Origin of the sequence: Methanobacterium sp. CWC-01, from assembly GCF_030323845.1 — an archaeon.
GTDB classification, from domain to species: domain Archaea; phylum Methanobacteriota; class Methanobacteria; order Methanobacteriales; family Methanobacteriaceae; genus Methanobacterium; species Methanobacterium aridiramus.
This window is the reverse complement of record NZ_CP040735.1, coordinates 1,561,803-1,574,775: the sequence shown is the minus strand read 5'-3', so window position 1 is coordinate 1,574,775 and position 12,973 is coordinate 1,561,803. Positions and strand designations below refer to the sequence as shown.

Genomic DNA, 12,973 nt, shown 5'->3' with positions numbered 1-12,973 from the left:
ATACTTATTTATCAACATATAAAAATTTAGTTATTATCTAATTTTTTAGCTGAAGCTAAGTCTTTTTGACCGAATTCAGACTTATTTAGGTCTTTTGTTATATTGTTGAGCATTCCCATCATATCGTAGATGATCTCGGTGAATATTTCTTCCCTCTCTAAAAATGCTTTTTCTAGTCCTTTCTGTACATTGATGTCAGAAACAATTCCAAGCAAACCAATATATTCCTTTTTAGAATTGAAAATGGGCGAAACTGCCAAGTTTGTCCAAAAAACGTTGCCAGTTTTATTTAAAAACTTAAACCAATTGTATCGTTCTATTTGAACCTCAAATGGTTTTCTATGCCGAATAAATTCATCTTTTTCATCAACAAAATATTTTATATGATTTCCTAACATTTCATCTTTGGTGTAATTCAGTATATGCGCCATATGATCGTTCAAATAGGTGATGACTCCATTTTTATCCAAAATAAACATTCCGGCGGAAGCTTTTTCGACTAGATAACGATATCTTCCTTCACTATCGGCCAATTCTTTTTCCATCTTTTTGCGTTCGGTGATATCTAAGTGAAGCCACAACCGGCCGTAAGGTTTATCGTATATAGATATGGGTATAAAATCGCGTATACATGTTCTTCCACCGGTCATATCAATTTCTTCACCTATTACCGGTTGCCAATTACCAACTATTTCCTGAATGCGGTTGATTTCCTCGGCGCTGTTTTGATAGACATTCTCAATTTTTTTAATCATTTCCGATGCGGTTTGTCCACTCAAGTCTTCTGGTGCTTCCCTAATATTGAAATAGTCACAAAACGCCTGGTTTGCAAACTCAACTAGATCATCCTCTGTTACCAACAAAATGCTAGCACGCATATTGGAAAGAATAGTATAAAAACGTTCCAAGGTGGTTTTAATTAACTCTTCAGCCAACTTAAGTTCGGTTAAATCAAGAATAGAAGCTATTGTTCTTTTTGTTCCGGGAATAACGGCCACATTAATTAAAATGCTCCTAATGTTTCCTTCTTTATCAACGAATCTAGCTTCATAATGTTCCGGAGGGGTTCCTAAATCATTTATACGCAGGTGGTGATATTCTTCCATAATTTCCAGATCTTCTTTTGATACCATTTCTTTCCAGCTTGTTTTATCTTCTAATTCTTCTTTAGAATATCCTGAAATTTTTTCAAACTGTGAATTAGCCATTAATATGGTATTATCTTCGTCAACAACAATGGTTGCTGTCCCTGTAATTTCAAAAAGAGCCCTATAAAATCCTTCTGATTGTCTAAGATCGTTTTCAACTTTCTTTAAATAAGTAATATCTTGAGCTGTACCCCTAACCCCAATAACCTTTCCATTCTTGTCGTTTATAGGTTTAGCGATAAGGTGAACGATACGTATTATACCATCCGGTCTAACTACCCTAACATCAATAGTGTGATCTTTGCCTGTTTTAAGTACATTTAGGAGAGCCTCATAAAAATATTCCCAATCGTCAGGATGTATAAACTTCTTTTGATCAAAATATTTGACCTGCCCATATTTGTGATCATATCCTACAATTTTAAAAAGTCCTTCAGTCCAGGTTAGATTTAGAGTTACAGGATCAACTTCCCAAAAACCAATCTTGGCAATGGCCTCTGCTTCGTTAAATTTGTATTTAATCTCTTTTAGATCGAGCTCTAACTGTTTTATTCTTTCAAATTCTTTATTATGTATAAATTCTTCATCCCCATAAGGATTAAGCTTTTTATTTTTCATATTATCAGTTTTAGGCATAAATTATAAGCCCTATATAATGAGCACTTATTCAACTAAGAGTTTTATTATTAAAAAAGAGTTGTAAGAATAAATAGTTAAACCTAACCTTCAGCAGAAATGTTATTTTATTCAGATAATGAACTTATAACTTGTCAAAAATGAAAGTATGGCAAGGATCCAACCCCCTATGTGATAAATTTTATTCTCAGGGCTTCACTATATCGGAGGCCAACTTGCCATCATTTTACTTATTTCTTTTTCTTAGAAACATCTTCCTCGCCACTGCCCATAAGTGATGCCAACCAGCGAGTTTCATCAAAGCTTTCCAGATAAACTATGATGACCATGGTTAAAGGCACTCCAATGAAAAATCCGACAGGCCCTAAAGCCCAACCCCATACAAATACTGAAGCAAATACCACATAAACTGACATTTGAAGATCTTTTCCAGTTAGTTTTGGGAAGACATAACTTTCTGCTATGGTATTAATAATGACAAAGAAAAGCCCCATTACTATAGCCCCTTGTATACCATATTTAGCCCACGCCACTAGTACGGGAGGTATAGCTGCCAGTATAATGCCTACATATGGTATAAATCCTAATACAAATGTCAATAATCCCCAGAGAACTGCAAAATCGATGCCAAACAGTAGGAGAATAGCCGAAACACCCACTCCATAAAGAAGATTTACTTTTGCTCGTATTACAAAGTATTCGACGAAGCCTTCGATGAGAGTAAATGTCTTTGTCAGGTTAGGATTATCAGCACCCATCATCTTTATAAGTCTATTTCTGATTTGAGGAAGCTCATAAACCAGGAAGATAACTGAAAACAGAATAAAAACTCCCATAGAGATAATCCCTGCAGAGTCTGTTTCAGGTATGCTGGAGACAATGAAATTTATTATTTCGTTCCCGTATTGTGCAAGAAAACCATTAGAACTTATAGATAAGGTTGGAATTGCTTTTATTAATTGCGCTAATGCCACAACAAGGAAACCTATTACTGCCGTACCTAAGGCCAAAATACCAACCAGGGTTACTATCACTGCTAAATTGTAAGATAGGCCTCTTTTTTTCAGCCACATCAAAAAGGGATAGATTATTATGCTCAAGAATATTGAAAGTAATAATGGCCCCAAAATCTCAGAAGTATATTTCATTCCTAAAAATGCCACAAAAATAACGGCTATTATGACAATTTGCTGGAGAAATGGTGGTATTTTAAAATCATCAATCATTTTTTTCCCTCCCTTTTAACGTGTAATAATTTACAATGCCAAATATTTATAATTATCGAAGTTAAATGTGCAATAACCAGTTTTAAAGATAGATCACATTCATACACCCTAAATTAAAGTTAAGAAGGTTAATTTAATGGCCAAAGTCAGGATCGAAATTGAAATATATAAATTCACTTTCTCGAAATTTTAGTTTTAAAAAAAGATTACTTGTATAAATCGTTTTTAGATCGCACATTAAAAACCAAAAGGAATCCTAATCGTCAACACCAACGCCAAAGGAATAATCCAAATATTCACTACTTAAACAAGAATAAATGAGGTATAAATTGTTCACAAATTATAAAATTGGAAATAGTTTATATGCCAGATTTAGGACCAGCGGACGTGGAGAGCTAGAAAGAGAACCAGAAGAAGAATGATGATGATGATTGGGAGCTCTTGGCAATAGAGGGATCTATGTCAGTAATAGCAAGAATACGAGGAACCAGAAGCCCGCGAAGCTGAAACTGATTTATCAAACGATACAGAAGTAAAATAAGAAAAATTAGCTATCTTTTAAAAAATGAGGAGTGATCACCGAATCGGAGTATGACCTCTTATTTGGTTAGGCCAATTTTGAATTCCTCTAATTTATTATTTCTTAAAAATTATGGAATGAGAAAACTTCTTTTTTTAACCTATAAATATTTCTTTTTGATTTCCTCGTACTCTTCTTCCGTTATCGCCCCAGCATCTAATAATTCTTTGGCTTTTTTAATTTCATCCATGGGACTGATGGTTTCTGCGTTTTCATATTTTTGTTCTCGGGTTTCTTTCAATTTATTTCTTAACACGGTAACGAAGGCATCTCCTTCATTTTTTTTAACCCTTTCAACTTCTATTTTCATTCCAGAAGTAAATATTTCAAGATCTCCCCATAAAACACCTTTCTTAAATTCTATACCGGTAATGTCTTCATATTCAACAAATTTTTCTCCTTTGGTCCATCCACTTATTCTTCCCGATTTTTTAAGACTTATACCATCTTTTTCAAGTTTCAGTTCGATTTTATTTCCTTCATGATGCCCAACAACCATTTCTATCACCGATTAAGTATCTTCATCATTAATGTATCTCAAGATACTATTATGTATGATTGCACATTTATAATCAATAATTATTTAATATTTGAATCATATAATATATTTAAAGTCAGTAATGGGCATGAAGAACCGAAATAAACATTTAGGGGCAATGATGGCTATAAAACTCTATTATCCATACAATAATATTAAAAAATTAATAAGGGGGAATAGCTTATGGCTGATGTGAACATTCCGCAGAATATTTTTTGGCTTATAATAATTGTAATCGCAGTAATAACCATAATCATAATCGTTATGCAGTGGAGAAGGGTTAGAGAGGCTCAAAGCAATGTAGAATTCCTTCAAAAACAGGCCGACCTCAAGAAAATTGAACTTGTAGGGAAGGACTTAGAAGCAAAACGTATGATGGAAAATGTCATACCTCTACCACAGGAACAACAAGAAAAACTCGCCCAAATACGGGGAGAAACCTCCAAACTAATGCACAAAGCCGGATTCATGCACAGTGAAATAAACGAAAGAGTAACCCGCCTGGAAACCAGAACCGAATACGAAAAACTCCAAAAACTCCTAACCGAAATAGAAAAAAAAGAAAAAGAAGTAGAAAAAAAGAGCAAAGGAAAAGGGGGACTGTAAAATATGACCGCACTGGAATTATTCGCCATCATAGTCTTAGCCGGAGCAGTAATAGTACTACTTTACTACTACATCCGAGACCGAAGTATAAGCTTAGAAACCATGAGAACCGATGCCACTAACCTGGGCCAAACTGTACGCACCGGAGCCAGTGATCTAGGAGGCAAAGTAAAAACTGAAAGCCATATGCAAGGCATGAGTGAAAAGTTACAAGTATCCGAAGTCAGTGAGAAGGTTTCCGGAGTCGGTGAAAAAATAAATGTATCTGGAGTCAGCGAAAAAGTCTCCGGCGTGGGAAAAAGCCTAAAAGGCAAAGTCAAAGAAGTCCCCATAAGCACCGACGTCCTATCCGGAAAAATAGACCAATTCCTAGACGAAAAAAGCGACCAACTCATAAAAGACTGGGAACTAGCCACTAAAAAAGATATTAGTGACCTGGAAAAGAAATATGGTAAAGTAGCAACGGATCTAGACGATTTGAGCAGACGCTTCAATGAATACAGAGGACATGCTAATAATAAATTTAAGAATATTGAAAAACGTTTGAACGCTTTAGAGGGTGAAGAATAAATCTTTAATGGCATTTAAAGATTTTAAAGAACTTAATCATCAATACATTCTCATTTCAGCAGGTGGTTATAAATGCTGATTTTAACCTCCCCAACCATTGAAGGGAAAAAGATAATTGAACATCATGGTTTAGTAACCGGAGATGCTCTCTTGGGAGCCAACCTATATAAAGATTTGTTCTCAGGAGTGAGAGATGTGGTAGGTGGAAGAACCTCCAAATATGAAGAAGAACTTACCACTGCCAGGAACTTGGCCATAGAGAGTATGGAAGAAAAGGCGGCAAAACAAGGTGCTAATGCAATCATAGGGACTCGTGTATCTTATCATAATTTGGGAGGCACCATGGGAAACACCATAATGGTCACGGTCACAGGGACGGCAGTTACTTACCAGGAATCTTAAACTCTGGAAGGGGAATATTGTTATGCCAGCAGTGGTGAAATTTCTCAGAGAAAAACGTTGGGCATTGGTAGCCATATTCTTAGGAGTATTCGCAGGCTTTGGTTCTGCTCTTATTTGTATAGCATGGAATTTAGTTATTTTTGGATTTAACATAATGTACATAGTGTCTCCTCTTCTGGGAGGGTTCATTGAAACTTTCATAGCTAGTAGAAAGTACGGGAGAAGTACCGGTGCTATCAGCGCTCTTTTAACCTTCATGATAATCAATGGTTACGGCTGGTTCGGTCCTGGCATAATCTTCCCCAAAGAACCTGTTACACTAAGCTTAATCACCATAATCGCCATAATACTCACGATTCAAGCTGCATTCCCTATATTGGTTAACTATATCCTCTTTGTAGTTGTTGTAGGCACATTGCTAAAGATAACTAAAGCACTACTCAACCTACCATCTAGAATAATGCAAAGAATGCCCGTTGAAACCGAGAAAAAGGAACAAACCAAACAACCAGATGAAATTTTCCTTGATGAACTATCTATACCGCTATTATCGGTTCCTCATGTAAATGGGAAGAAAATACAGAGATATGTAGGTTTAGTTGCTGGAGAAGGCATCGCCGAAGAGAAAAAGTCTGAAGGAAGACTTTCAAATCTTTTAAAAATCATTGAACCGACACCACTGGAGGATATGAATTTAGGAGAAGCCAAAAAGGGGGCCCTGTCCCGAATGCTCGAAAAAGCTAAATCAATGGGAGCAAATGGAGTGGAAGAAGTTTTAATTGACTATGTCTCAATGGGCGGGTTACAAGGGAGCGTGACCATCGTAACTGCCACTGGAACTGCGGTCATATTAGGTGATGAATTATCTGAAAAGACTTCTATAATAAATGAAAAAATAGGGGTTTCAGACAGTGCTGAAAGTATTTCCCGAGTGGATGACAATATAAGCGATGAATCCAGCACCGACGATTTATCAACTGGACACAACGAACACCCTATTAAACCAAGCACCGGGCTTAATAAATTTGAACTGGCTACCAGTAATGATCTTAAAGAGCTTGAAAAGAGATACTTAAATGTATTAAGAGACTTAAATACGCTCGATAATAGATTTGAGGAAGATGATAAATATTCAGATAAGATCGGGGAAAATTTAGATTTATTTAATAAATCTGATAATAGGGGGATGAATATCATGAGAATTAAAGAAGAGATAATTGGGAAAGAAGTCATGGATGTTAATGCAAATGTGATTGGGAAAGTAAAGGATCTGGACATAAACTTCGAAACCAGAACATTAGAAGCATTAATAGTGGGAGAAAGCGGAATTTTCGCAGGCTTAAGAAGTTCTGAAGACATTGTAATCCCTCCTCACATGGTAGTGGCTATTGGGGATAAGATACTCATAAAAAGAGAATACTGAGGCTAATAAAAAAAGAGAAAAAAGTTCTCCCCTTATGGAGTGTTTTTTAGATTAGTGCTAGTTTTCCGCCGTCTGTTAGTGGTTATGGTTTCCTATTCAGCCAGCTGTTTCAGAGGGGGTTTGGTCGTTCATATGTTGTATCCATCGTCATTCATGGGGATAAGCTGGGGTCTTCATCGGTTAGTCCAGTGCAGTGGGAATTTTCCACTTTAATTCCGGCAGAATCAGAGGAAAGGAGACTGAAAAGTTACCTGAAATTACAAAAAAAGATGCAGGAGTTGAAAGAAAGAAAAACCCTCAACTGAAGGGAAAAGAGATGAAAAATGGCCAACAAGATGAAAAGATACAGAAACTAAATATTTATTTTAAGATTCTTTTAAATAAATAAAAACAGGACATTCAGGGAATTTCATTATGAATAAAAAATTTTTGATCCTTTTGGTGACTATTATTCTAGTTACAGGAGTTGTGTCCATATCCGGATGCACTTCCTCAGTATCATGCCCTCAATGTGGTTCTTCTAATGTGGAAGATGTCAGAATTTACACTAACCTTACCACCGATAAGCAAATGCAAGTTTGCAACTGTAACAATTGCGGATACAATTTCGAAGTGGAAAAATCGTGATTGTAGTTTTTCATATCCCTGTATGCTGCTAAATTTATTTTTTAGCCCATTATATCCCTGCGCTGGTAAGCCAAGACTCCCAATAAGACGAGTAGGACTGCAACCAATAGAAGCAGAATAAGTGGTGTTTCTATGGTATCTCCGGCCAGTAACTGGGGTATGTGGGTAAAGGGAGAAATGTTCAGTATCCACTCACTGATATCAAAAAATTCACCTACTAAATCAATAATGACAATCACTGCCAGGGCCACCCAACTTAAAGAAGCCAGTCGCGGTTTTAACCCGAATAATGCCATGGAAATGCCGGTAAATAACCATATAGCTGGCAAATACACGAGAGCCGCCCCTAAAATACGGATAGCAACATCAGATAGGTTATTAGTGATTAAACCATAACTTAAGCCCATGCTCAAAGCAAATAAAATTAAAACTAATGCAGGAGCTAAAACAGCGAATACTAAGTTACTGACTGCCCATTGACTCCGGGAAACCGAACTGGTGAGAACCATTTCAGAATATTTCTTTGATTCCTGCGAGTGGAGCTTTAATGTGGCTATAATTGTGTAAAAGGCGAACAATTCGCTTAAAAATGCTAACATCATAGTAAAATAGCTATCAGTGACTCCGGCGTTACCTCCTAGCTGGAGAATCAAATTTACAAATTGAGGGTTAGTGCTAATCATATCAGTTATGGTTTGGACGGTGAATCCCAGCATAACCCCCATTAAAGCGAATATAATTACCCAAAATAGTAACATGCCCCGATGGAGTCTCCAGGCCAGTGCCAGGGCACTTTGCAAGTTTTTAGAGGCCCGTGCCGGGCCAGGCCTTTGGGTTATGATTCCTGCCCCTAAGTCTCGCTGGGAGGAGAGCCAGTAGGCCAGGGCAGTTAAACCAGCAATGAATGCCAGGAATATGGCAAAGATCCACATATTATTTTCGGCAAAAGGACCAATATGGTGCACCCAGCCATAGGGTGATAACCAGGAGACCCAGGCATAATCTCCGTCATCCCATCCAAAGATACGCACCATAAAAAAGGCAACTAAAAGACCAGACATTAAATAGCGGGCATCACCTGAACTTTCGGTTAACTGCACCGCTACCCCGGTGATAGCCACAAATAAACACCCGAAGGCTGCTAAACTCATACCCAGAACTAGGGAACTGTATGCATCAAGGCCCTGTACCATTAATCCCAGGCCAATCAAAACTGCGATGACTAAATTTACCCCAAAGGTGGTGATAAGAGCGGCGCTCAGCACTGCCTGGCGACCTACTTCTCCAGAATTTATTAATTCCAGCCGCCCTTTTCTTTCCTCGCTACGGGTATGCCTGATCATTAAAAATACACTGATTAGGCCCATAATCAATGAAGCACCAACACCCACCCTCCAGGCAGTTAGTGCTCCAATAGAGGAATCAAGAACCGAACCTAAAAGGGAAACATAGGTAGGATTATTCTTCAGCTGTAAATAAACTGCCATACGTACTGCTTCATCGGAATAAAGATTGATAAAACTGGCTGCTACAAATGCTACAAACAGGGCCATGAATATGACTAGAAGGGGTATGATAATTCTATCCCGACGCAGGATAAGCCGGATCATGGCTGCGGTACCAGCAAAATCGTCTTTTATTAGCATTAGAAATCAGTCCCCGGCCAGTTCTTCCTGCTCCAATGGCTCGTACTCCTCACCATAATAACGTGCGAAAAGCTCTTCTAATGTAGGAGGGGTACTTAAAAGTGATTTTACACCAAATTGAGTCAAAAATTTCAATACCGAGTCTATTTTTTCTGCATCCACACTAAAATGGGCGTGAGTACCTTCCATACTCAGATTATGGACTCCTGATAATTCTTCCAATCCGGTGATGGGCTGAATGGTATCCACAGTTATGGAGGTACGGGTAAGGTGTCTTAAGTCTTCAAAAGTTCCTGTTTCAATTATTTCCCCTTCACGGATAATGCTGACTTTGTCACAGAGTGCTTCCACCTCAGATAAGATGTGGCTGGACAATAGGATGGTTTTTCCTGCTTTTTTAAGTTCTTGTACCTGTTTTCGGAACACTCCCTCCATTAAAGGGTCCAGTCCCAGGGTGGGCTCGTCAAAAATATATAATTCCACATCCGAAACCAGTGCCGCTATGAGGGCCACTTTTTGCTTGTTCCCAGTTGAGTATGCACTGCATTTTTTGGTAGGATCCAGTTTGAATATCTTTAAGAGTTCTTCTCTTCTTTCGTCACGGAATCCTCCCCTGAGTCTTCCCAGAAGATCAATGACCTCTCCACCAGTGAGATTGGGCCATAAATTTACTTCCCCCGGGACATAAGCTAATCGGTGGTGGAGTTTCACCGCGTCGTGCCAGGGATCCTGTCCCAAAAGTTTAATATCACCACCGTTCTTGCGGAGCATTCCCAGAATAATACGGAGAGCGGTGGATTTTCCGGCTCCGTTGGGCCCAATAAACCCATACACTTCCCCCTCTTCTACTGTAAGATCCACCTTATTCAAGGCCCGAACCTTGCCATAATATTTCGTCAGGTTTTTTATTTCAATTACCGCCATCTATTCCCCTCTATTCATCCCGTTTTTTTTATTAAATTAAAAATTCTCATTTAATAGTTTTCTGTTTTCCTTAAATTATTTCTTTTCATCTCGATTTCATGGAAAAATAAAAATAAACCCAGTTAATAGCTTTAAAACAATTTAAAGCTCATGCCCCACCCGCACCCTAACCTCCGGACACTCCCTTAAAAATTCCATGATCTTCTCCAGAGTCTCCTGGGCCATCTCCACGTCCCAGGTGTAGTCACTGGGAGCCACTCCCCGGTCCAGGTTCTTCCGGATAAAGGCAGCATCCATAGTTAAAAAAATAGGACCTCCATAACCGTTTACCAGGAAAGACAGGTGCTTCCTGGTGTGTCCCGGCGTTAAAATAGCCCACAGAGATCCGTCACCCAAGAGATCTACACTGGGGCCCAGAGGAGGCATTTCATCTGCTCGGGAGAAGTCTATTTCATGTAAAACCTCCAGTCCCTCCAGAAAGTCTCCATGCAATTCCGGATAGTAATCATCATATTCTCCCTTAGCCACCACGTAGGGAATGTCTTTTGGAAGTTCCCGCTGCCCGGCTGTGTGATCGGCATGGAGATGGCTGAAGAAAACTCCTTCAAGACGAATTCCCCTAGCCTTGAGATGGTATGCAATGTTCTCATCCTTTTCTTGATGAAACTGGTCCACTTCGGAACCTTCCAATCCACCGTAGAGATCCCCGTAGTAAGAAGCATCCAGCCCGGCATCCAGAAGATAATCTCCTTTCTTTTCGTGATGAATCCAGTAGGCCAGGATGGGAACTTCCAGTTCCTCCTCCTCAACAGATGCAGCCCGAGGATGTGCAGGATTGACGGACCCCTTTCGGTTGATGGCCACCGTACCAGTAATGAAGACTTCCAGGGTGACAGGCCGGGAATGTTGGAAGACTTCCTTCCAATCTTTTATCCCTCGGTTATGGTAAGGAAATTGTAAAAGTTGCATATTCTTAAAAAAATAGGAATTTAGGGTTTTTAGCCCTATTTACCTTTATTTGCATCTATTCCAGCAAAACACTTGTCCACGTGTTCTTTCTCAGGAGGTTTGGTTAGGAGACTTACCACCACCGTTAACAGAGCTGCAATGGGCAGAGACATGACTATGGGATCTACTGTGGGCCAGGGTAGGGTGGTGATGATCACCGCTTTACCGGTTAGGGCCTGGCATATTCCCACTGCTTCGGCTGATTTTTTGAAGCCAAACAGTAGCCAGAAAAGACTCATTAAACTTCCACCCACCAGTCCTGCAATGGCGCCGGCTTTGGTGGCCCGTTTCCAGAATAATGCCACTACGTACATGGATAAGAAGGCCGCGGCTGTGATTCCAAACCACATGGAAGTTCCCACCGCGATGATGCTGGGAGGCAGGATGAATCCCAGGATAACAGCTATAACTACCGCTACCAGAATTCCCATTCGGGCTATAACTACTGATGAACCCTTTTTCTTCTCTCCCCGTATGGTTTCATAAATATCATGGCCAAGGGCGGTCCCCTGGACGTGTACCTGGGCCGATAAGGTGGACATGGCCGCGGATAAAAGGGTGATCATGAACAGATAAGCGAACCATAGAGGCATAGCGGCTGAGATGAAAGTGGGTATCACCTTGTCCAGATTACCTCCCGCCGCCTGAACCGCAGTGAGACCGGTTAGTTCGAAGAAGTACACGTTGGATAGGGAGCCCACCACATAGGCCGAGAAGGTGGTGACGAATATGAACACACCTCCTATTAAGACTGCCCGGTTGAGCTCCCGGTTGGATTTAACGGTCATGAACCGTACCACCAGTTGGGGCTGGGATAGCACTCCAATCCCCACCCCCAGTATTAAACTGGATACTAAGGTCCACCAGAATGGGCTTCCCAGGGCCGGCATGGAGGTCCAGCCTGTGAATCCAGTGGCGGTGGCCTTGGCCGTGGCACTCTGGGGTACAATGTTAACTAGGTTAGTGAGGGCCTGGTTGGCATCGGTAACTCCACCCAGCAGATAGTAGATTCCCCCCAGGAGGAACAGCATTCCAAAGAACATGATGGTCCCCTGCAGGGCATCAGTGTACATTACCCCTCTTATTCCACCGAATGTAACGTAGGCAGCTACGATGATGGCCATTACTATAAGAGCAATGTTATAGTCTATGCTGAGGGTAGTCTCCACGAACCGGGCCATACCGATCAGGACCACCGATGCGTAGAGGGGCATTCCAATGAAGATGATGGCCCCGGAGAAGTACTGGATGAAGCGACTGTTAAAACGACGGGATAAAAATTCCGGGAAGGTTAAGGCGTTGAGATTGTGCCCCATTCGTCGGGTTCTTTTCCCAAAAAAGACAAATGCAATGAAGATTCCTACGATGATGTTGAGAAAGACCAGCCAGAGAATACCCATACCATAATTAGCCGCCGTGCCACCGAAACCAACGATAGCAGCGGTACTTATGAATGTTGCCCCATAACTCAGGGCCATGATGTAGGGGTGGGTCTTACGACCGGCCACCATGTAGTCATCGGCACTTCTAGTACGTTTCCAGGCTATGTAACCCACATATCCTATCATTGAAAGATAGATCAAAACTACGACACTTAATATCAGCAAGTCCATTCCTTAGGCCTCCGTAATAGATATTG

General features: G+C 40.1%; 12 protein-coding genes. 5 read left to right on the top strand and 7 right to left on the bottom strand.

Translation table 11 applies throughout. From position 1 onward, the window contains the following. Window positions 1–26: 26 nt before the first annotated feature. The 3 genes from FGU46_RS08585 to FGU46_RS08575 all read right to left on the bottom strand — a co-directional run bounded on the left by FGU46_RS08585 (window position 27) and on the right by FGU46_RS08575 (window position 4,089). Window positions 27–1,766: a PAS domain-containing protein gene (locus tag FGU46_RS08585; protein ID WP_286474117.1), complete on the bottom strand. Its 1,740-nt coding sequence runs from the start codon at window positions 1,764–1,766 to the stop codon at window positions 27–29. Window positions 1,767–2,014: 248 nt separating this feature from the next. Continuing rightward, window positions 2,015–3,010: an AI-2E family transporter gene (locus FGU46_RS08580; RefSeq protein WP_286474116.1), complete on the bottom strand. Its 996-nt coding sequence runs from the start codon at window positions 3,008–3,010 to the stop codon at window positions 2,015–2,017. A 680-nt stretch (window positions 3,011–3,690) separates the two neighbouring features. Continuing rightward, window positions 3,691–4,089: an SHOCT domain-containing protein gene (locus FGU46_RS08575; RefSeq protein WP_286474113.1), complete on the bottom strand. Its 399-nt coding sequence runs from the start codon at window positions 4,087–4,089 to the stop codon at window positions 3,691–3,693. Between the two features lie 222 nt (window positions 4,090–4,311). On the opposite strand from FGU46_RS08575, the gene FGU46_RS08570 reads away from it, so the two are divergent. From FGU46_RS08570 to FGU46_RS08545, 5 genes are all read left to right on the top strand, one after another. Beyond that, complete coding sequence (locus FGU46_RS08570; RefSeq protein ID WP_286474111.1) at window positions 4,312–4,734, top strand: hypothetical protein; 423 nt, start codon at window positions 4,312–4,314, stop codon at window positions 4,732–4,734. 3 nt (window positions 4,735–4,737) lie between these two features. Beyond that, a complete protein-coding gene (locus FGU46_RS08565; RefSeq protein WP_286474109.1) occupies window positions 4,738–5,304 on the top strand; it encodes a hypothetical protein in 567 nt (188 codons plus the stop codon). Between the two features lie 72 nt (window positions 5,305–5,376). Further along, window positions 5,377–5,706: a YbjQ family protein gene (locus FGU46_RS08560; protein WP_286474107.1), complete on the top strand. Its 330-nt coding sequence runs from the start codon at window positions 5,377–5,379 to the stop codon at window positions 5,704–5,706. A gap of 22 nt (window positions 5,707–5,728) precedes the next feature. Further along, window positions 5,729–7,129: a heavy metal-binding domain-containing protein gene (locus tag FGU46_RS10900; protein ID WP_353619887.1), complete on the top strand. Its 1,401-nt coding sequence runs from the start codon at window positions 5,729–5,731 to the stop codon at window positions 7,127–7,129. Window positions 7,130–7,322: 193 nt separating this feature from the next. Continuing rightward, complete coding sequence (locus tag FGU46_RS08545) at window positions 7,323–7,517, top strand: hypothetical protein (protein ID WP_286474104.1); 195 nt, start codon at window positions 7,323–7,325, stop codon at window positions 7,515–7,517. Window positions 7,518–7,797: 280 nt separating this feature from the next. On the opposite strand, the gene FGU46_RS08540 is transcribed toward FGU46_RS08545, so the two are convergent. The 4 genes from FGU46_RS08540 to FGU46_RS08525 form a co-directional block, all read right to left on the bottom strand. Further along, a complete protein-coding gene (locus FGU46_RS08540) occupies window positions 7,798–9,402 on the bottom strand; it encodes an ABC transporter permease (protein ID WP_286474101.1) in 1,605 nt (534 codons plus the stop codon). Window positions 9,403–9,408: 6 nt separating this feature from the next. Further along, complete coding sequence (locus FGU46_RS08535; RefSeq protein ID WP_286474098.1) at window positions 9,409–10,326, bottom strand: ABC transporter ATP-binding protein; 918 nt, start codon at window positions 10,324–10,326, stop codon at window positions 9,409–9,411. A gap of 141 nt (window positions 10,327–10,467) precedes the next feature. Continuing rightward, window positions 10,468–11,295 carry an MBL fold metallo-hydrolase gene (locus FGU46_RS08530; protein ID WP_286474095.1) on the bottom strand — a complete coding sequence of 276 codons (828 nt, stop codon included), beginning with the start codon at window positions 11,293–11,295 and terminating at the stop codon, window positions 10,468–10,470. Between the two features lie 35 nt (window positions 11,296–11,330). Then, window positions 11,331–12,947: a sodium:solute symporter family protein gene (locus FGU46_RS08525; RefSeq protein ID WP_286474092.1), complete on the bottom strand. Its 1,617-nt coding sequence runs from the start codon at window positions 12,945–12,947 to the stop codon at window positions 11,331–11,333. Window positions 12,948–12,973 lie beyond the last annotated feature (26 nt).

Excerpts from the sequence above, each read along its gene's own strand:
- FGU46_RS08585 (WP_286474117.1), bottom strand. The coding sequence starts at position 1,766 with ATGAAAAATAAAAAGCTTAATCCTTATGGGGATGAAGAATTTATACAT.
- FGU46_RS08580 (WP_286474116.1), bottom strand. The coding sequence starts at position 3,010 with ATGATTGATGATTTTAAAATACCACCATTTCTCCAGCAAATTGTCATA.
- FGU46_RS08575 (WP_286474113.1), bottom strand. The coding sequence starts at position 4,089 with ATGGTTGTTGGGCATCATGAAGGAAATAAAATCGAACTGAAACTTGAA.
- FGU46_RS08570 (WP_286474111.1), top strand. The coding sequence starts at position 4,312 with ATGGCTGATGTGAACATTCCGCAGAATATTTTTTGGCTTATAATAATT.
- FGU46_RS08565 (WP_286474109.1), top strand. The coding sequence starts at position 4,738 with ATGACCGCACTGGAATTATTCGCCATCATAGTCTTAGCCGGAGCAGTA.
- FGU46_RS08560 (WP_286474107.1), top strand. The coding sequence starts at position 5,377 with ATGCTGATTTTAACCTCCCCAACCATTGAAGGGAAAAAGATAATTGAA.
- FGU46_RS10900 (WP_353619887.1), top strand. The coding sequence starts at position 5,729 with ATGCCAGCAGTGGTGAAATTTCTCAGAGAAAAACGTTGGGCATTGGTA.
- FGU46_RS08540 (WP_286474101.1), bottom strand. The coding sequence starts at position 9,402 with ATGCTAATAAAAGACGATTTTGCTGGTACCGCAGCCATGATCCGGCTT.
- FGU46_RS08535 (WP_286474098.1), bottom strand. The coding sequence starts at position 10,326 with ATGGCGGTAATTGAAATAAAAAACCTGACGAAATATTATGGCAAGGTT.
- FGU46_RS08530 (WP_286474095.1), bottom strand. The coding sequence starts at position 11,295 with ATGCAACTTTTACAATTTCCTTACCATAACCGAGGGATAAAAGATTGG.
- FGU46_RS08525 (WP_286474092.1), bottom strand. The coding sequence starts at position 12,947 with ATGGACTTGCTGATATTAAGTGTCGTAGTTTTGATCTATCTTTCAATG.